This is a genomic window from Rickettsiales bacterium (assembly GCA_025210695.1).
GTDB lineage: Bacteria > Pseudomonadota > Alphaproteobacteria > Rickettsiales > CANDYO01 > CANDYO01.
Window position 1 is genome coordinate 1 of record JAOARE010000033.1, and the last position, 20,875, is coordinate 20,875.

A 20,875-nucleotide genomic window follows, 5' to 3' on the forward strand; every position below is an offset into this window, starting at 1 on the left:
CTCTATACCCAATTTTTCTATGCCAAATATAATGGGCAAAAACAAAGGATCAAAAGGAAGAGGGAAATAACTAATATTGACATCTAATAAAATTTAGAGCGATCACTAATTGTGATGCAATAATTAATGAATGCTAAAACTCATAAGGACTTTAGCACAAAAACTATAGTAGGGTCCGTTGTGAGATAAGGTTCTAGAGATTTTGGTAGTTAAAAATTTTTCTATCAGAAATTAGAGATTAGTCTCAACAAAATCATAACATAATTTCATTTATGACTGTTCTAGCTTTATTTTAATCTTAAATAATTGTACTGGTTAAGCATTTTAAATTAAAGCAGAATTCATTCATAAAAGAACCAAAAGCAGGGAGAATGGTGATTATGGACAACGCTGCATTTCATCGGTCCCAAAAAACTAAAAATTTGATTTAACCAGTTGGTTGTAAACTTATATTTTTATCTCAGTATTCTCCTAATTTGAATCATACAGAAAAATTTTGGGCTAATTAGATTTTTAAACTCTTCCATGGCATTGCTTATATTTACTACCTGATCCACATGGACATGGTTCATTTCGCCCTATTTTTCCCCAACTCAAAGGATCTTTAGAATCACGCTCCTCAGGGGCTACATATACACGGTTAGAAGATTGAAAATCCTCTTTGTTGCTCTGAACCATAGCAGGATCACTTCGGCTCTCAAAAGTTTTTCCTTGAGTTGGTATACGAGAATCAACTAAAAAAGTACCATCTTCATTTTTAACCCACTTCAATTCTAAATGAGCTAATCTTTGAATAAATAACTCTTTAATGTTTTCCATCATTGATCCGAACATATGAAATGCTTCTCGCTTATATTCATTTAATGGGTCCTTTTGACCATAAGCACGAAGAACAATACTCTGTCTTAAATGATCCAAAGTATATAAATGGTCTTTCCATAATTGATCGATAGTAGATAATAAACAACGCTTGGCCATTGTTTGGAAAACTTGATCGGTATAATTATCTTGCTTAGCTTTAAAAAGCTTCTCTATCTCATCATTTAAATAAAGTAACACCTGCTCATCATCAATCTTATCATATCCAGCCCAAGTCTCAATCGGAATCTCAACACCGTATATACGAAAAGTTTCATGCTTAAAGCTATCAATATCCCATTGTTCAGGATAAGTTCTGGGGGGAGTATATCTTGAAACTATACTGCTATTAATTCCATGATACATCGGTTCTATTTCATCCGTAAGCTCATCTGCTTCTAAAACTTCTCTTCTCTGATCATAAATTACCAAGCGTTGATGATTTACCACATCATCAAATTTTAGTAAGTTCTTACGAATCTCATAATTTCTACCCTCAACTTTTTGCTGTGCTTTCTCAAGCGCTCTGCTAATCATTGGATGGAAAATAGCTTCTCCTTCTTCCATACCTAATTTCTGTAGAATAGCCCCCATTTTATCCGAAGCAAAAATACGCATTAAATCATCTTCGAGCGATAGATAAAATTTGGTTTGACCAGGATCTCCCTGACGGCCAGCACGACCACGCAATTGATTATCTATTCTTCTACTTTCATGTCTTTCAGTACCAATAATAAATAATCCACCAGCGGCTAAAACTATTTCCTTTTCTTTCTCAACTTGCTTATTTATTGCAGACCTTTCTTCCTTAGTCATCTTATCATTTAGCAAATATTCTGGATTACCTCCTAGCATAATATCCGTTCCACGACCAGCCATATTAGTTGCAATAGTTACGGCACCAGCTCTACCAGCCTGGGCAATAATCATAGCTTCTTTATCATGACGCTTAGCGTTTAAAACATTATGAGGGATTTTCTTTTTCTTAAGCATTGCTGAAATAAATTCTGATTTCTCAATACTTACAGTCCCCACCAACACTGGCTGCTGTCTTTGATGACACTCAACTATTTGTTCTATAATAGCCTTATATTTCTCAACCGCTGTACGGTAAATGAGATCATCTTCATCCATTCTGATCCTAGTTTTATTAGCTGGAAGCTCTATTACCTCAAGCTTATAAATATCATATAGCTCCGTTGCTTCAGTCATTGCGGTACCGGCCATACCTGCTAACTTTGGGTAGAGACGAAAATAGTTTTGAAAGGTAATTGATGCTAAAGTTTGATTCTCGTTCTGAATTTGTAAGCCTTCTTTTGCTTCCAATGCTTGATGCAATCCTTCTGAATATCTTCTTCCTTCTAAGGCCCTACCAGTAAACTCATCAACAATTAGAACTTGATTGTTAGATACCATGTAATCAATATCTTTAGTAAATAATTTATGTGCTCTAAGAGCCTGATTCACATGATGAACTAATGGCATATTATGCAAATCATAAAAATTACCATCCTCTTCTATTAATTTATGCTTCTTCAGCAGTAATTCAACATTGGTCATTCCATCTTCAGTTAAAGTTATCTGTTTAGACTTCTCATCAATTTCATAATCACTATCTTTAAGCTTAGGTAGAAGTTTATTTATTGAGGTATATAAAGCAGAGCTATCTTCTGCAGGGCCAGAAATAACTAAAGGCGTTCTCGCCTCATCAATCAAAACTGAATCTACTTCATCAACAATGGCAAAGTTAAATTTTCTTTGAGATAATTGCTCTATATCGTGTTTCATATTATCTCTTAAATAATCGAACCCAACTTCGTTATTTGTACCGTAAGTAATATCACAATCATAAGCTTCTTTTCTAGTTTCATCATCAACATCACTAGTAATGCAACCTATAGATAGCCCTAAAAATCTATAAACTCTCCCCATCCATTCCGAGTCTCTTTTTACTAAATAATCGTTTACGGTAACTAAATGAACTCCTTTTTCTGTAAGGGCATTCAGATAGACTGCTAACGTTGCTACCAATGTTTTTCCTTCCCCCGTGCCCATTTCAGCAATCATTCCACGATGCAGAACAATGCCTCCCATTATCTGAACATCAAAATGACGCATATTGAGCACTCTCCTAGAGGCTTCTCTCACTGTTGCAAATGCTTCTGGCAAAATATCATCTAAAGAAAAGCCTTCACTTAGTTTATGCTTAAGTTTAACCGTTTGGGCAGAGAGCTCACTGTCTGACAAAGATAGCATGCCGTCTTCTAATGCATTTACTTGATCCACTATTTTTGATAAAGACTTGACTGCCCTATCATTTACTGAACCAAACAAAAATTTACCTAAAGATTTCAACATAGCTTTCCCAAAAAATTCTAAATAGTTTTGATAACCACTAGGTTATACTATATCTTTTAATGTCTTTCAATAAGATATGCCAATAAAGCCTCAAAGGATCTATTTCATATTTTTTTGTTATTTTAACAAATTTTACTTGCCTATAATCAAATGTCGATGTAAAACATTGGAAGCTACTTTTGCCCGCATGATGGAATGGTAGACATAACGGACTTAAAATCCGTGGGGCGTCAGCCCTTGCCAGTTCAAGTCTGGCTGCGGGTACCATACTTTTATCCTCTTGAAACAGCAATAAAACTTTATCACAATTTACGAATCTCTTGAGTAAATTTATTTATAGTTTTATTTAATAAGTCTGCTTGTTCGTAAAGAACGTTAGCAGCTTTTAGCACATCTAGAGTTGACTTATTTGCATTAGAAGTAAGAGATTTTATATCAGCCATATCACTATTCACTTCTTTAGCTCCCTCAACAGCTGTTTTTATATTTAGAAAAATATCTTTAGTTACAGCACTCTGTTTATCCACTGCTGAGGCCACAATTTGAGCATATTGATTCACATTACTAATTGATTCTTTGATTAAAGTCATAGACCCTATTACTTCACTAGAAACCTCTTGAATATTAGCAATTTGTCCGCCAATATTTTCAGTAGCATCACTTGTTTGATGGGCAAGACTCTTAATTTCAGAAGCCACCACTGCAAATCCTTTTCCTGCCTCTCCAGCCCTTGCAGACTCTATAGTAGCATTTAAAGATAAAAGATTTACTTGCTTAGCAAGCCTTCCTATAAACAAAACAACTTCACCTATTTGTTTCATTGCATCATCTAAAGAATCTGTTATAACTCTTGCTTCCTCAGTATGATCAACAGCCTCATGCACAATTTTTGTAGACTTATTCGTTTGAAGCGAGATCTGCTCAATAGAATCTTTTATTCCAGCAGCAGCACTTGATACATTCTCTATATTATGAGATGTGCGCTCTGAAATATTATTTACATTATATGCTCTTTGATCTACGTCTTTAATAATTTTAGACATTTTTTGTGCCGTGCTATCCAACTCTTGAGAAGACTGCTCCACAGACTTAATTATACTTGATGAATCTTTATAAAAACCTTCAATCAAACTAGATATTTTATTATGTCTATTTTCTTTTTCTAACTCTCTTTGTTGACGATAGTCATTAATACCTTTAGTGTAAGTCTGCAATGAATAAACCGCATTAGCAATTGCTCCTATTTCATCCTGTCTCCGCAAATCGGGAATTTCATTTTCTAATTTACCATCTTTAATTAAATGCACAATACGAGTAATACTTTGGATAGGGTCAATAGTATCACGAAACACCCAATAAGTTGCTCCAAGTATAAAAATTTGCATAATTATAAAATTAACAATACTAATAAAAATATTATTCCATAATTGGCTATATACACTTGAAAGAGAGGCATTTAATTGTATCTTACCTAAGAACTGTTTTTGAGGCTCATACACTATAGACTTCTCCATTGAAATCACCCTATCTAATTTAGAATCATCCCCTGTTGAATACATGACTTCACCATCTTCATTATAAATGGCAGCATAAATAATCGTGGAAGACTCTTCAAAAGATCTAAAAATTGACTTTATTGATTTATCATCAAACTCCCACATAGGACTGGATAATGAATCGGCTTGATATCTTGCAAGCATATCTATTCTTTGAATAAAACTTTGCTTTAAGTTATTAAAATTGAATATAATCAAAACAACCATTGACACTAATTGTATTAAGGTCACAGCGGTTGCAATAACTACATGTGATCTAAACTTAATACTCCGCCTAAATTTTTCCTTAAAAGAAAACATTTCCTACCCCTAAAATGCAATGCAATTATTAATTGTATAGCAGAAATGTGTAAAGAAGTTATTAACTCATAGAATATATATCTATAATTTCTTGTAACATTTTTAATGCTTGGTCTCTTGGTCTTTGGAAACTATTTCTACCTATAATAGAACCATTCCCTCCTCCGTCTTTTATCTCTTTTATTTCTTGATAGAGCGACTCTATGGATTTATTTGCTCCACCAGAAAAAACCACTATTCTTTTTCCAGCAAAACAAGCATCTTTAACATGATGAACTCTTTGAGATAAAGTATCCATGGGGATTTTTTTGTCTAAATAAACTTTTTTAGCTTCTGCATTTTCTAAGTAATTTATTGGGGGTTTAACTTTTATTATATGCGCCCCTAAAAGAGCTGCCATATGCGCTCCATAAGCAATAATATCCAAAGCTGTCTCACCATCTTTAGAAATATTCCCACCTCTGGGGTAAGACCAAATTACTACCGCCAACCCATAATGCTTAGCTTCTTCAGATAACTCTCTTATCTCATTCATCATATTATAGGCTTCATCCGACCCTGGATAAATAGTAAAACCTATAGCAGAACAGCCCAGTCTTAAAGCATCAGAAATAGATCCAGTAATAGCCTGTGATGGCTCCAAATTAGAATCACTTAGTGAATTTGCACTATTTAGCTTTAAAATTGTTGGAATTTCTCCAGCAAAATTACTAGCCCCTGCCTCAAGCATTCCTAGAGGAGCTGCATATGCGCTTAAGCCAGCCTCAATAGCTAAGCCCCAGTGATAATAAGGATCATATGCATCAGGATTAGCAGCGAAACTTCTAGCAGGACCATGCTCAAAGCCCTGATCTACAGGAAGAATTAATAATTTTCCTGTTCCACCAAGTTTACCATGCATTAAAATGCTAGCTAAATTATTCTTAGTACCAGCATTATCTGATTCATAACAACTTAAAATATCCTTGACCTTCTGAGTTACTTTCATTCTTTTATCTTCTTTAATTTAAATGTTCTACTACAATAAGGACATTCTATTTCACCGTCCTTAATTTCTAAATATACCCTAGGGTGACCAATAGACTTGCCATCACCTTCACACTGAACTTTATTACTATCAACATATATTATATCTGGACTTTCCATTTTTTATTCATCTTTTATTATAATATTAGATAATACTATATTCCTTACCCCCTCAAGTCAATTAGAGAAAACTGTAATCAATATAAAGCAAATGGCATAAGTGTATAAAACTCATCAAAAAGTTCTAACAGATAGTGGATTCAAGAATCTAGCTCAACAGGATGTTTTGATGCAGCACTTCAAGAGGAATAGGACAACCTAACACCTAATGTTCCTCTTTTTATTTCTCTTGATATTGTAAATTTGGATCGATTCAATACTTTCGCAATTTTAGTTATACTCGCTCCTAATTTTAGATAGTGATTGATATTTTCTCTTTCTTCTAAGTTAAGTCTATTATAGTATTGCACTGTGATAACCTGTTCTTGTTTGTCGACAACTTAGGTTATCACACTTCCTCTTTATTTGAATATTACATTTCTTTTCTTGGTGTTGCTTAATATAAATTCTGTCTTAAATACTTCAAGGCAACTTTAGTTCCTGTGCAGCAGGTTGCCTTGAAGTATTTAATCTGTGAATTTGCTTTTAGCAATTATGCCAAGAAAACATCTATGTCATCACTTCTGATGCGCTATAAAACTTTTTTGTTGCGCTAGATCTTTGAATTAACCATTTATTAACTTATACGCTATATAAAAGATTAATATTTAAACTATTATGTATTATTTTATAATATTTTTTAACTAACAACCCTAATCAATTAAGAGAGTTTATGAACACATTACAATATCACATCGATCAAACAGAACTTATCAAACATAACATCAGCAATCTTAGATACCTTATCCAAGACAAAGAAACATTCAAAAATATACCTACTATTATAGGAGTAAATTCTAATAAATCTATAAAACATAAAAAATGCAACTGTCCAAAAACTAATATTTTAGCAATTGACGACGAAGAAATATGCTTACTTGGCATAGAAGTAATTCTACACAACACTAATTGCTCCCTTATTAAAGCAAACAGCGGCAGAAAAGCTTTAAAAATTCTTAAAGACCACAAGCCAAATAATATTGATTTAATTCTTCTAGATCTAGTTATGCCAAGCCTTCACGATAATCTTCTTGGAATAGAGACATTAAAAATTATAAAAAGCGATCCAATTTTAAAGCGAATACCTGTAATTTTACAAACAGCAACCTCAAACGAAAAAGATATAGAAGAAGCTATAAATGTAGGTGCGGTAGAGTGCATAAGAAAACCTTATGGAAAACAAACTCTTCTTAAGTCCATCAAAAAACACTTAGAATGAAGCACCTCGTTATCATTTCCTTGTTCTCACACATGATTTGCTGATATAATTAAATATATTGAAATTTAAGCAATAAGTTTATATGCAAATCAATTCACCAAAGCTATGGCATAAATCTCTTCCCTTTATCAAAAGAGAACATAATAAATATGATAGAGGCCATGCTATTATAATGGGAGCTAATATCAGCACAGGATCCACTGGGGCAACTAAGCTTGCTGCATATGCTTCTCTGCGTAGCGGAGCAGGCTTAGCTAGTATCATCTGCGACGAAGAAACCGCTAAAATATATGCAGCCTCTATGATGTCTATGATGATAAAAACAGACTATGAGTTATTAAAAGATCCTCGAGTAAAATCTATTTTAATTGGCCCAGGAAATGGAGTTAACCAACAAACAAAACATAATGTACTAGAAGTTCTAAAACTTTCTAAAAATACAGTCCTAGATGCAGATGCTTTAACTGTATTTCAAGATAATCCGCAAGAGCTTTTTGATACAATTAATGGCGACGTTGTGTTAACTCCTCATGCAGGTGAATTTAAAAGAATTTTTCCTAATTTAGAATCAGCAATTGACGCTGCTTACTTGAGTAGAGCAACTGTTTTATTTAAAGGACATGATACAATTATTGCCTCCCCCAAAGGAGAATACATAGTCAATAAATCAGCCCCAACATCCCTAGCCACAGCAGGAAGTGGAGATGTTCTTGCTGGGCTAATAGCTGGATTCATGGCCCAAGGGATCTCGGGCTTCATCTCCTGCTGCATAGCAAGCTATATTCATTCAGAAGCTGCAAGAAATTTTGGACCGGGCCTTATTTCAGAAGATTTACTAGATGAAATCCCTAAGGTTTTATCACGCCTAATAAAGGTCAATTAAAAATTTTTATATTCATAAGAATGTGCTATCATTATAATATATAAAATTATTATAAATAAAGCTTTATGCCCCTTAAAACTGTTTTAATAATCGGCCCAGGAAGCCCTGAATACACTAGCTTATCCAATCATGAAGCTTATCGAGAAAAAAATAACGGCTTGATTATAGGAGATGGCACAAGCCCTTTATCCTTAAGCGAAATAAGAAACAAACTAAATGGAAGAATTGACTCATCAACAAGAATAGATGCTGTTATGCACTCAAGACAGCGTGACAAACTTCTATTACAGATAGATAATGACCAAGGAGAAATTTCAACATCCGATGAATTCTTAACAACTCTGGATAACTGCAGCAAATCTCCGTTGAATGTAGAGTTAAGATGCTGTTTTGCAGGACTAGCAGAAAACATCCTTAAAAAGGGATCTTCTTTAATTAGCCATACACCTGAAGATCAATTCTTTTTAGGAGAACCAGGAACACATAGTCTTATAAAATTACTAGATAGCCATTTAGAAAACATACAAAACCAATCCTCTTCACCAAAATCTTCTTTAGATCAAATAGCTGATAGCCTTCCTCTCTATACTATGAATCCTATAAAAATAAGTATTTCAGAAGGAAGAAAAAAAGAATCCTCTTACACCTTCAGACCTCCTAAACTTCTTTTGAGCAACCTTAAAAATGTTGACCGATATTTACAAGGACAAATGAATCATTGCCATAAAGAGCTTTCATCGTCATTAGGAGATTTATCAAGCTATTCTAATGCAATTGGAGAAAATCCTCCTCAAATATCACCAATCTCTTCCGAAGATTATTTGGATTATATATATGGCAGTATTACCAATGAAACTGACCATAGAAAAATAGTTAGAGATCTAAATCATCTTAAAGAGCGAAATCCTGATTCCTTCTTAGAACTAATCTCAAGGAATATTCATGGTCATGACCTCATAGCTCATGCAGCAGATTCAAGCCAAACAGAGGTGGTAGAATTTTTAATTGATACTCTGGTTAATAACGACGTCCACGATGAACAACAAGCAAGAATACTTCTAACTCATTTATCACAAAAACTAATTCAAATGTTCAAGAATGAACAAAAACTTAGAATAGAATTTCGTGACAGCGAAGTAGATCGAATGATAGAAGATAATGAAAAACTTTTTAAATATCTTCTCAAGAAATTAAAACACCATGATAGTTTTTTTACTGGAGAAGATACTTTATTTACCTACTGCATAAAACAAAATCATCCAAAATTTACAAATTTAATTCTAAACGAAAGACCAGATGCTCGTAATGCTTTTGCTCACCATAAAAATAACAACGGAAGAACTTCATTAGATATATTAATCCCAGAATTAGACATTAAACGATATAAAGCAAAAACTCCTGGAGTATCTAATAAAGCTGCAAAGCAAAGATTCAACAAATATACACAACTACTTCATAGAACTATTAAATCTGGCGCTAAATTAAGTGAGAAAAATATATATGATATAATCAATTGTAGCAATGATGAAGATTTACTACGAGTTGCATTCTCAAATAGTAATAATGAACCTGTTCTGGATGCTTTCCGAAAGAAGCTCACCAAAGACAGTCTACCTCCAGATCCACGCTCAATAGATAATACACTACAATCTATAGACAAAATAAAAAACCTTCTAACAAAATCATTTAATTCTATATCTGACACAAAAGAGTTTGCTAGTAGATCTATTAAAGCAGCTCTTGATGCAGACCACACTCTGTTGCTACCTATGCTAAATATGATAAAGGAACCAGATATTCCCGAAGTAGTAAATTTAGTTATAAATTCAGAAGAATCTATCGAAAAGAAACTTTTTATTGCTGACCGCATTTTTGAATACTTAAATGATAAAGAAGGGATCAAAAACGAAACTCTTAACGCAACAATTAGTAAATTAATTCAGTCAGAAGCTTTTCAAAGCGCCTCAAATGCAACAAAAGAGAAATTTGTTAAACTTGTTCCTCCAGAAAAAAGAAGAAATTCATTACGAGATTACGAAGTAAGCCCCTCCCCCCCTCACAAGTCTTATTCTTCACATTCTAAAAGATAGAAACACCACTTACGAACACTTCAAATAATTACAAAGCTATTTGACTATTTCCTTAAGTTTTGCTAAATTCTATTCTTTAGTAAAATTAGGAGAATTATTCTTTGCAACCGTTAAAACTTTATAAAGAGATGTTATTAATCCGTAGGTTTGAAGAGAAATCCAGCCAGTTATATGGCATGGGAATGATTGCAGGTTTCTGCCATCTATATAGCGGAGAAGAAGCAATTGCCGTTGGCATGCATAACATTATTAATAAAAATGACTCTACTATTACAGCATATCGAGATCATGGCCATATATTAGTAGCCGGAAGCGATCCAAAAACCATAATGGCTGAATTAATGGGTAAATCCACTGGCTGCTCAAAAGGCAAAGGTGGATCAATGCATATGTTTGACCTTGAGAAAAAATTCTATGGTGGCCATGGTATTGTAGGCGCACAAGTTCCAATTGGAACTGGAATGGCTTTTGCCGCAAAATATAAAGAGGACAATTCTATTACTTTAGCATATTTTGGTGACGGAGCACTGAACCAAGGACAGGTATATGAATCTTTTAATATGGCCGCTTTATGGAAACTACCTATAATCTATATAGTAGAAAATAATGGCTATGCTATGGGAACCTCAATAAAAAGACATTGCTCAATTGATGATCTATCTAAACGAGGAGAATCTTTTGGTATTCCTGGAATTAAAATTGATGGTATGAACATCATAGAAGTAATGGAAAAAGGTAAAGAAGCCGTTGATTATGTTCGCGCTGGAAACGGCCCCATGTTGATAGAGATGCAAACTTATAGATATCGTGGGCATTCAATGTCAGATCCTGCTACTTATCGTAGTAAAGAAGAAGTAAGCAATGTTCGAGATAATCATGACCCGATTAATTTTTACCGTAATCATATTTTAAAAAACAAGCTTGCAAAAGAAGAAGATCTAAAGTCAATAGAAAAAGAAGTAAAGAAAATCATTGAAGAAGCTGTTGAATTTGCTCAAAATTCTCCAGAACCAAATGAAGATGAATTACACACGGAAGTTTATATATGAAAATGATCACTGTTAGAGAAGCTTTGCGTGATGCAATGGCTGAAGAAATGCGTAATGATAAAGATGTCTTCGTGATGGGCGAAGAAGTAGCAGAATATCAAGGAGCTTATAAAGTTACTCAAGGTCTACTACAAGAATTTGGTGACAAAAGAGTTGTAGACACTCCTATCACTGAACATGGATTCGCAGGACTAGGCGTGGGAACATCTATGACCGGACTTAAACCGATTGTTGAATTCATGACTTTCAATTTTGCTATGCAAGCCATTGATCAAATTATTAATTCAGCTGCTAAGACTTACTATATGTCTGGTGGACAAGTTCAATGCCCAATAGTATTTCGTGGACCTAATGCCGCTGCTAGTAGAGTTGGAGCACAGCATTCTCAATGCTTTGCTGCATGGTACAGCCATGTTCCTGGATTAAAAGTTATTGCTCCATATGACGCAAAAAACTGTAAAGCCCTCCTCAAAGCCGCTATTAAAGACCCTAATCCAGTAGTTTTTTTAGAACATGAATTAATGTATGGTCATAAATTTGAAGTAAATGATGACTTTGATGAAGCAATAGAAATTGGTAAAGCTAATGTTGTTCGCGAAGGAACAGATATAACCATAACTGCATTTTCAATGCAAGTTGGAAATGCAATAGCTGCAGCTGAAATTTTAGAAGGACAAGGTATATCTGCAGAAGTTATAGATTTACGTACACTTCGCCCATTAGATACAGATACTATTATTGAATCAGTCAAGAAAACTAATCGCTTAGTTACAGTTGAGGAAGGCTGGGGATTCGCTGGAATAGGAGCTACTATAGCTGCAATTGTGGTTGAACAAGCATTTGATTACCTAGATGCCGAAATAATAAGGGTTCATCAAAAAGATGTTCCTCTTCCTTATGCTAATAATTTAGAGAAACTTTCAATACCTGATGCTAATAACATTGTAGAAGCTTGTACAAAAGTTTGTTTTAGTAAATCTTAAAGGAGATAATCAATTATGCCTATTGAAATTTTAATGCCAGCTTTATCGCCAACCATGACTGAAGGTAATTTGACAAAATGGCTAAAAAAAGAAGGTGATAAAGTTAAGCCTGGTGATGTATTGGCAGAAATTGAAACCGACAAAGCTACTATGGAAGTTGAATCGATAGACGAAGGTGTTATAGGAAAAATTCTGGTTAATGCTGGTAGCAAGAATGTTCCAGTTAATGATCTAATCGCCCTTTTGTTAGAGGAAGATGAATCGCTAGATTCTATAAAGGATTACAAACCTAAAACTATAATAAAAAACGTACAAACTAGTACTCCTAGCTCTCCCAAAGAAGAACCAGCAAAGAAGGAGCCATCCGCTTCTGCTCCTTCTCCCGTACAGAAAGAAGAAACAAGAATAAAAGCCTCCCCTTTAGCAAAGCGTATTGCAGAAAATGAAAATATTAATTTAGCTAGAATTACGGGCACAGGTCCAAATGGCAGAATCGTTAAGGCTGATGTTTTAAAATCCAAATCAAGAAAGAGATCAAATTCTCATGGCTTTGTAGAAAGAAATCCAAATGAATATATCTCTATTGAAAATAGTAATATTCGCACAGTGATAGCTAAACGCTTGCTTGAAGCAAAACAAAACATTCCTCATTTTTATCTATCAATTGAATGTAATATTGATAAATTATTATCCTTAAGAGAAGAATTAAACGCTACAACTGATAAAGATAATCCAGAATTCAAAGTATCAATAAATGATTGTATTATAAAGGCAACCGCTATGGCATTAGCTGAAGTTCCAGAAGCAAATGCTTCATGGAGTGAAGAAGCAATATTACAATATAATAATGTAGATATTTCAGTGGCAGTGGCAATTTCTGATGGACTAATTACCCCAATCATTCATAATGCTGACCAAAAATCTGTTATTGATATTTCTAATGAGATGAAATCTTTAGCGAAAAAAGCGCGTGAGAATGCATTAAGACCTGAAGAGTTCCAGGGTGGAGGATTTAGTATTTCAAATCTTGGAATGTTTGGAATAAAACAATTCCAAGCTATAGTGAATCCTCCACAATCATGCATTATGGCAGTGGGAACAAGCAATAAACGTCCTGTTGTTATGAAAGATCAAATAACAATGGCAACTATAATGGACATAAGTATTTCTTGTGATCATAGGGTTGTTGATGGCGCTGTAGGAGCCAAATTCCTAGCAAGCTTTAAAAAGTTCATAGAACATCCTTTGAGAATGTTTGTATAAATTAATATGTAAGGAGAAAAAATGCTTAATTTAGAAGAACAAGTAGCTTTAGTAACAGGAGCATCAGGTGGCATTGGTGGATCAATAGCACGTAAATTACACAGCCAAGGCGCGCATGTGATCATTTCTGGCACTAATATGACATCTTTAGAAAAACTAGCTTCTGAGCTAAAGACAAGAGTAACTATAGAAACCTGTAATCTACATGATGACGAAGCAGTTTCAGGATTAGTAGATAAAGCTTTTGCTGTGCATAACAAATTAGATATTTTAGTTTGTAACGCGGGTATCACAAAAGATAATCTATCCTTAAGAATGAGTGTAGAAGATTTTGATGAAGTTATCAAAATCAACCTAAGATCTTCCTTCATTTTGAATAAAGCAGCAATCAAAAAAATGGTTAGACAAAAATCTGGTAAAATCATCAATATTTCATCTATTGTTGGAACAACTGGAAACCCAGGCCAAGCGAATTATACAGCTGCTAAAGCTGGAATGGTTGCAATGTCAAAAAGTCTTGCATTAGAAGTAGCGGCCAGAGGAGTAACAGTTAATTGTGTAGCGCCTGGATTTATTGCTACAGCTATGACAGATAAATTATCCGACGACATGAAAGGAGAATTACTAAAAAAAGTTCCTTGTGGACGTCTAGGGTCCCCTGACGATATCGCTAATGGAGTAGTGTTTTTAGCAAGTAATGAAGCTAATTATGTTACCGGACAAACATTACATATTAACGGCGGAATGGCAATGATTTAACTTTTATTATTTTTATATATTGCGATTTTTATAAATTACCTATATATTGATGGTAATTATTTTATAAGAACTATATAATTATATAGTTCTTATTCACTTAACTTTAAAGTATCAGTAAGGAAATATAAACTATGAGCGACATAGAAGACAAAGTAAAAAAAATAGTTGCATCGCATTTAGGTGCAGAAGAAGATAAAATAACTCTAGAATCGAGTTTCGTTGATGATTTAGGCGCAGACAGTTTAGATCAAGTTGAGCTGGTTATGGCTTTTGAAGAAGAATTTAACATTGAAATCCCTGATGAAGCTGCAGAAAAAATTGCTAAGGTTTCAGATGCAGTAAATTTTGTAAAAGATAATCAATAATATTGAATAACTTTTCATTTAGGAAGCCTTCAGGGTATTATCGCTGAAGGCTTTTTTTTAATTCAAGTTGTACTAACAAAGGATTTAACATGAATGATTCATCCATAAAGAACCTAACAGATAAATTTCAATCTCTAAAAAAACAAGGAGAAGAAATCACTGGTAAACTTGATAAAGCTTTTTCTAATTTAGAAAAAAGAAATATAAAAACTCCAACAGGATCTTTTGAAAAGAAAGTAAAAGAAAGTAAAAAGGCTGTTGATAGACAATTAGGCAAATAAACTACGACTACATAACACCTATATTACAACTCATTTGCATTGTTCATCCAACTAAAATGCTCACCTACATCTTTACCAATTAAATATTCTCCACTACCAGGAATCTTTGAGCTAACATCCAAACTCATAAATATAGCATAAAATTATATTAGTTTTCTATATAAGAACCCATTTGATCACTATCTAAAATTATATCTACATTGTCTTAATTATTAGTTAGATATAATATATTTCTTGGGGCTGACATCTGACGTTTAATAAGTATTCAGGAAATATTCGCTAAAGGCTTTCTTTCTAAAAATCAGCTTAAGTTACACAAAGAGTTAAGGCAGCTATTTTAACTACAAAAGTATTAGCTAATAAGTTACCTATCACCTCTACCACGACCTTTTGGCTTGACATAAAGTGCATCTAGTCTACCTCTCGCCCCAGTTAAAAATTTATCCTGAGGCTTACTTTTCTCTAAACTATCTCTGATCTTATTAACATTCTTAAGTTTCTCTTTTAATCTAGTTTCTTTCTCTCTTTTAAGAGTCTCTTTCATTTTTATTACATTAAGTTCAGCAGGAATATCTCGTGCAGATTTCATTAAAGCAGCAGCCTTTTCATCACTAAGAGGTGTAATCCCTAACTCCTTTGCCTTAGCAGCCTTAACTTTCTTTAGTTTTTCTTCTTTTTGCTCCTTTTTTATATATGCTTGACGACGGCGCTCCTTTGCCTTGACTTCTTCTCTATCCCTAGATTTCTTAGCCTCTTGCGCTCTAACTCTATCTTGTTCTTTATTTTCAAGAATTAAACTTTCCTTCTTTAAAACAGTGTTAGTAGAAGAGATAAGTTTGTTATTATTTAATATGTTTTTGTTAACTAAATCTATTTCAGAACTTATAGACTTCTTATTAACCTTATTCTTAGAAATTTCTTGTTTAACCTTATGTATATCTTCTTTTATAGCTTTTTTTTCCGATGAGAGTTTATTTCGCTGCTTATCAAAAGATTTTATATCTCCTTTAAGTTGATCAATATTATGAATATAAGAATCTATTTTACTAACCAACAAATTTCTTTTACCTGAAAGCTCTGATAATCTATCTCTTTCTTCCTCCGAGAGAGCTTCTTTAGACTGTTTTTTTTCAAGCAATTTAATTTCTTTATTGAACTTCTTATCAAAACTCTTAAGTTCTTTTTTACTTTTATTTTTGCTTACTTTTAAAAATGATCTTTCTTTTTTCTTTGCAGATTTCTGTCTTTTTATAGCTTTCTCTTCTTCAATTAAACTTTTTTTCTGTGATACTAATTCCTTTCTTTTAGATTTTGCACTTACAATATTTTTTTTAACCAACAATAATCTATTTCTTAGCTTACTAAGACTAGTTTGAAGAGTATCCGCTTTTGTATACAAAGTTTTAATCTTTACCTGAATGCCTTTAACAAAGTCTCTTTGTTCCTCCAAACTTAATACTTTATTTGAAACCTGCACTATTTCATCCTCCAACATTATTACGATAATATATATATTACAAGATTTACAACAATAATACTATAGCAGTATCAAACTTATAGTTGCATCAAAAGATCAAAGTTAATATTACCCTTAAGGAATTATGGTATAACTCCATATACTCTCTTAATCTCAAGTGAATTTCCTAAGAAATGAGCAAACTCTCTAACATCATCTGCGATTTAATATCCCAATTTTCTAAGCATCTTTGGTTAAAATGCTCATTAAAAGCCTTCATAACATCCAAGGTGCTCTGATCTAAAACCCCGTTAACCTCTATTTTATAACCATACTCACTAAACATCATCTGAATAGCTTCTATATTAGGTATAACAGTAGTTGGAACAAGGTTTTTAGGCATCACCCCTATCCCATTCTTAGCAAGCAAGTCCCAATCAAACAATCTACCAGGGTCAGATTTTCTTCCTGGCGCCACATCTGAATGACCAATAATATTAAATGGATCAATAGGATGTTTGTAAATTAATTCTTTACATAAAGATATTAGTGAATCCATCAAAGCGTCAGAAAAATTTTCTTTTCCATTGTTATCAAGCTCTATACCTATAGAAAAATCATTTACTTTTTCTCTTCCTCTCCAAAAGCTTTTTCCAGCATGAAAAGCTCTTAAATGATCTGGAACCACTGAAAAAACTTTTCCTTCTCTGTTGATTAAATAATGTGCACTAACCTTTAGCTCTAACGCCTCTAAGTGCCAAGTAACATCATCTTCCTTTTCAGTGTAATGAATAACTATGGTATCAATCTTTGTATTTTCAGGACGCTCGTTAAAATTAGGCGATCTGTATTCAAGGCTTTTTGGCAGCATAATCCTTTTTAAACTCTATTATTACAAGCCCAGTTATAATTACAACGCCTCCCAATATAGTGCTCATTCCTATTCTCTCATTTAAAACCATTGTATTAATAATACACCCAAATACGGGGGTTAACAAGTTGAATGGCACAACTTTACTCATAGAATATGTTCTTAATAAATACATCCAAGACAGCATTGATAAAAAACTGATAACAACAACCACATATATTAAGGATAATACTGACTCTAATTTAATATCATCTAAGGAGGGCCACTCTTCTTGAAAAAAAGATAATGCTATAAATACCGGAAAAATAAATAAACTTGAAAGTGAAATGATAGAAACAAGATTATATTTAGATAATTTCTTTAAATATAAATTATAAAGAGCAAATGACAGTGATGCAATAATAGCAAAAAACATCCCTGCTTCCTGCACTTTATCCTCTGAACGAGTATTAATAACTATGCTTAAACCAATAAAAGCTATAACCATCCCTATAATATCTTTAAAATAAAATTTTTCTTTCAGAAAAACAACCCCTAATAATACTGCAACAGGAACTGATAGCTCATTAATCAAAATAATAGGAGAAAGATCTGAACATAAATCTATAGCTTTATTTATAGCAAACATATTAAACAAAGCTATTAAGCTAAAATAGAACACCTCCTTTATAGGCAGTATATCTTTAAAAAGATAAGTAGAAGTTATAAGGAATAATATAAGAAAGCGCAGACCCACAAAAAGCATATGTGGAAATGAATTAAGAGCTATTTTGCTTGCACTAAAATAGCTTCCCCAAACCACTGCCACCATAACAGATAGCAAAATATCAATCTTTTTCATTTCATTTACTTGTTACACATATTAAATACACACTAACAATGGCATTCAACAAATACAATATTAAATTACTATAATCATAACCTACCTCCATTTACTAATAAATCATTTTTATTAATAGAAAATATATAGACAAACAGTGACTATAAGTTATAATTAACTCATTCCTATTCATAATAATATGCTTAAATTAGTTTGGTTGAATGTTTAATTTCTTTAAAAAAAATGACAAGCCTGAGTTCTCTCTAGAACATTTAGAAGAACCTACTATTCCTTATGCCTGTCATTATAATGATCAGAGCATATTGACAAAAAATGGTGAATTACTACAAGTAATTAAAATTGAAGGTTACTCAGAAGAAATGATGAATTCTGATGATACCGTTGATTTAAGAGGTATAATTCGTAAAGCAATTATGGAAAATGTTACTGATCGTAAAGTAGCAATTTGGTTCCATACTATCAGACGCAAGCATAATCTTGACTCAATTAATTACTTTTCTTCTACTTTTGCTAAAGACACTCATGACTCTTGGGCAAGAAAAAACCATTGGAGAGATAAATTTGTCAATGAATTATATATAACCATATTGTATGAAGGCAGTGGATCTGACAAAAAAAACCTTACTCTTTCTTTTACTCCTAAGTTATTAAAACATTACCACTTAAATAAATTAGCTTATAATTCAGAAAAGTTAGATAAAATAATAACTAATATGCTCACCATTTTAAAGCCTTTTGGCGGAAAAAGACTAGAGGTGAAGCATGATAGCTATGGAGCACATTCAGAAATCTTAGAATTCTTAAGCAAAATCATATGCCTTCATAGCAAAAGGGTGGCCATACCAATTCAAAGTATTGATAATATTTTCTATCGCAGTCAAGTTGCCTTTGGTGGAAATGCCATGGAAATATTTGATGAAAATAAAAAGCATTACGCAGCACTTTTTAGCATTAAAGAATACCACGAATTGGCAGCAAAAGCTCTAGATAAGTTCTTAGGAATAGCAAGTGAATATATAATATCACAAACTTTAACTTTTGTAGATGCTGCAGAAGCAAAAAAGCCCTCTGAATATTTCAATTATATTCTAGGAGTTAGTAAGGATGAACAATTAAGAAAAGACTGTGGACTTGCAGATATGATGGATAGCGATCAAGGCAATCCAAATGATTATGGCACACAACAAATGAACTTTATGATAGTGGGAGACACATTAGAAGAACTAGAAAGAACGGCAGGAAGCACTATAACTGAATTAAACAAACTGGGAATTGTTGCAGTTCGAGAAGATTTAAATATAGAATTATGTTTTTGGTCTCAGTTACCTGGAAACTTTAGTTTCTTTCGTCGCCCTAGCTATATTAATACTAAGAAATCAGCAAGTTTTGCTTCCTTAAATAATAACCCCTCAGGAAAAAGAGAAAATCCTTGGGGACCAGCAGTAACTCTATTCCGTCGTAAGGATGGAGGACCACATTACTTCAATTTCCACCTAGAAAAATCTGGGCATACTATCATTGCTGGAGACTTTAAATCATCCAAGAAAACACTATTAAATCTATTATTATCCGAGTCTTCCAAATATGCCCCTCATGTTCTTTATATTGACCAAAATGAAACATCCCGAGTAACCGTAAAGGCTATAGAAGGTAGGCATGAAATTCTTAACTTAGAACAAGAAGAACTAAATTTTTCTTTTAACCCCTTTCATTTACCCGATACAGAAGAAAATCATCAATTCCTCAAAGATTGGTTGTTGCTATTAATTTTTCCTGATGGCTCTCATAGCGATGAGCAGAAACAAATGGTTTATGATGCTATAGACAAATTTATTACCAAAATGCCTGTTGGCAGCAGACAAATATCAATGTTAGAGGAATTATTTGAAGATAAAACTATAAAAGAGAATCTTGCAATATGGTGCAGACCAAATAAATTTGGAATGTTATTCGATAATCCTATGGATGAATTTGAATCTAGCTCTAAAATTATTGGCTTTAATGTAAAATCCTTATCTAGTAATCCAGATGCATTAAAAGCTTTAACCTTTTATTGCCTATATAAATATTCTAATTTACAAAATTCTCCTCCAACCATTATTGCTATTGATGATGCAAATCTATTGCTTGAAGATAAAGTTTTTAGTGCTATGCTACCTAAATGGCTTGATAAACTAACGTCTAATAATGCTATAGCCATATTTATGTGGGACCTTAAACACTCACTAAATAAAAACTTAGAAAATATTCATGATAAAATATCTACTCATCTTTTATCTTTGTATTTTGATTATAAAGCCTATGAAAAAGCATTTAAATTAACAGAAGATGAAGTTAATGATCTAAAAAAAATGAAATCTATAAATCGTCACTTTATGATAAAACAAAGACAAAAACGAACAATAGTAGAACTAAATCTTGACGGCCTAGATTACGCAATAAAAACTCTAGGTGGACAAGAGGACGCCCTTGAAGCTATGGAAAAAGCAATTATCAAACATGGAGAGAATCCAAATACTTGGATAGTTCCTTTCTATCAAAATCTAATTCCTAATTAG

At 33.0% G+C, this 20,875-nt stretch carries 17 protein-coding genes and 1 tRNA gene; 11 read left to right on the plus strand and 7 right to left on the minus strand.

All coding sequences use genetic code 11. The annotated features are described in order from the left end of the window. Nucleotides 1-513: 513 nt before the first annotated feature. On the minus strand, nucleotides 514-3,213 hold the full coding sequence (gene secA / locus N4A31_05275; protein MCT4635633.1) for a preprotein translocase subunit SecA: 2,700 nt from the start codon (nucleotides 3,211-3,213) through the stop codon (nucleotides 514-516). Between the two features lie 184 nt (nucleotides 3,214-3,397). Between secA and N4A31_05280 the strand changes: the two genes are divergently transcribed. Next, nucleotides 3,398-3,483, plus strand: a tRNA-Leu gene (locus N4A31_05280). 35 nt (nucleotides 3,484-3,518) lie between these two features. On the opposite strand, the gene N4A31_05285 is transcribed toward N4A31_05280, so the two are convergent. From N4A31_05285 to N4A31_05295, 3 genes are all read right to left on the minus strand, one after another. Continuing rightward, nucleotides 3,519-5,072, minus strand: a complete 1,554-nt coding sequence (locus N4A31_05285) for a methyl-accepting chemotaxis protein (GenBank protein ID MCT4635634.1) — start codon at nucleotides 5,070-5,072, stop codon at nucleotides 3,519-3,521. 61 nt (nucleotides 5,073-5,133) lie between these two features. Next, nucleotides 5,134-6,060: a class I fructose-bisphosphate aldolase gene (locus N4A31_05290; protein ID MCT4635635.1), complete on the minus strand. Its 927-nt coding sequence runs from the start codon at nucleotides 6,058-6,060 to the stop codon at nucleotides 5,134-5,136. Continuing rightward, on the minus strand, nucleotides 6,057-6,218 hold the full coding sequence (locus tag N4A31_05295; protein MCT4635636.1) for a zinc-finger domain-containing protein: 162 nt from the start codon (nucleotides 6,216-6,218) through the stop codon (nucleotides 6,057-6,059). The genes N4A31_05290 and N4A31_05295 overlap by 4 nt, the downstream gene beginning before the upstream one ends. Before the next feature lie 712 nt (nucleotides 6,219-6,930). Here N4A31_05295 and N4A31_05300 point away from each other — a divergent pair. The 9 genes from N4A31_05300 (at nucleotide 6,931) to N4A31_05340 (ending at nucleotide 15,149) form a co-directional block, all read left to right on the plus strand. Beyond that, nucleotides 6,931-7,476: a response regulator gene (locus N4A31_05300; protein ID MCT4635637.1), complete on the plus strand. Its 546-nt coding sequence runs from the start codon at nucleotides 6,931-6,933 to the stop codon at nucleotides 7,474-7,476. 82 nt (nucleotides 7,477-7,558) lie between these two features. Continuing rightward, entirely contained in the window at nucleotides 7,559-8,359 is an 801-nt protein-coding gene (locus N4A31_05305; GenBank protein MCT4635638.1) for an NAD(P)H-hydrate dehydratase, read from the plus strand. 65 nt (nucleotides 8,360-8,424) lie between these two features. Continuing rightward, nucleotides 8,425-10,449, plus strand: coding sequence for a hypothetical protein (locus tag N4A31_05310; protein ID MCT4635639.1), 2,025 nt, complete (start codon nucleotides 8,425-8,427; stop codon nucleotides 10,447-10,449). A 101-nt stretch (nucleotides 10,450-10,550) separates the two neighbouring features. After that, nucleotides 10,551-11,498: a pyruvate dehydrogenase (acetyl-transferring) E1 component subunit alpha gene (pdhA, locus tag N4A31_05315; GenBank protein MCT4635640.1), complete on the plus strand. Its 948-nt coding sequence runs from the start codon at nucleotides 10,551-10,553 to the stop codon at nucleotides 11,496-11,498. Beyond that, nucleotides 11,495-12,481: a pyruvate dehydrogenase complex E1 component subunit beta gene (locus N4A31_05320; GenBank protein MCT4635641.1), complete on the plus strand. Its 987-nt coding sequence runs from the start codon at nucleotides 11,495-11,497 to the stop codon at nucleotides 12,479-12,481. The genes pdhA and N4A31_05320 overlap by 4 nt, the downstream gene beginning before the upstream one ends. A gap of 15 nt (nucleotides 12,482-12,496) precedes the next feature. Beyond that, entirely contained in the window at nucleotides 12,497-13,744 is a 1,248-nt protein-coding gene (locus tag N4A31_05325; GenBank protein MCT4635642.1) for a pyruvate dehydrogenase complex dihydrolipoamide acetyltransferase, read from the plus strand. Between the two features lie 21 nt (nucleotides 13,745-13,765). Further along, nucleotides 13,766-14,503, plus strand: a complete 738-nt coding sequence (gene fabG, locus N4A31_05330) for a 3-oxoacyl-ACP reductase FabG (GenBank protein ID MCT4635643.1) — start codon at nucleotides 13,766-13,768, stop codon at nucleotides 14,501-14,503. Nucleotides 14,504-14,634: 131 nt separating this feature from the next. Beyond that, nucleotides 14,635-14,868, plus strand: coding sequence for an acyl carrier protein (locus tag N4A31_05335; protein MCT4635644.1), 234 nt, complete (start codon nucleotides 14,635-14,637; stop codon nucleotides 14,866-14,868). An 89-nt stretch (nucleotides 14,869-14,957) separates the two neighbouring features. After that, nucleotides 14,958-15,149, plus strand: coding sequence for a hypothetical protein (locus tag N4A31_05340; protein ID MCT4635645.1), 192 nt, complete (start codon nucleotides 14,958-14,960; stop codon nucleotides 15,147-15,149). Nucleotides 15,150-15,513: 364 nt separating this feature from the next. Here the strand turns inward: N4A31_05340 and N4A31_05345 are convergent, their stop codons facing one another. The 3 genes from N4A31_05345 to N4A31_05355 all read right to left on the minus strand — a co-directional run bounded on the left by N4A31_05345 (nucleotide 15,514) and on the right by N4A31_05355 (nucleotide 18,317). After that, nucleotides 15,514-16,626: a hypothetical protein gene (locus tag N4A31_05345; protein ID MCT4635646.1), complete on the minus strand. Its 1,113-nt coding sequence runs from the start codon at nucleotides 16,624-16,626 to the stop codon at nucleotides 15,514-15,516. A 166-nt stretch (nucleotides 16,627-16,792) separates the two neighbouring features. Further along, entirely contained in the window at nucleotides 16,793-17,476 is a 684-nt protein-coding gene (locus N4A31_05350) for an N-acetylmuramoyl-L-alanine amidase (GenBank protein ID MCT4635647.1), read from the minus strand. Beyond that, on the minus strand, nucleotides 17,457-18,317 hold the full coding sequence (locus N4A31_05355; GenBank protein ID MCT4635648.1) for an EamA family transporter: 861 nt from the start codon (nucleotides 18,315-18,317) through the stop codon (nucleotides 17,457-17,459). Before N4A31_05355 ends, N4A31_05350 begins: the two co-directional genes overlap by 20 nt. Nucleotides 18,318-18,517: 200 nt before the next feature. Between N4A31_05355 and N4A31_05360 the strand changes: the two genes are divergently transcribed. After that, a complete protein-coding gene (locus tag N4A31_05360) occupies nucleotides 18,518-20,875 on the plus strand; it encodes a hypothetical protein (protein MCT4635649.1) in 2,358 nt (785 codons plus the stop codon).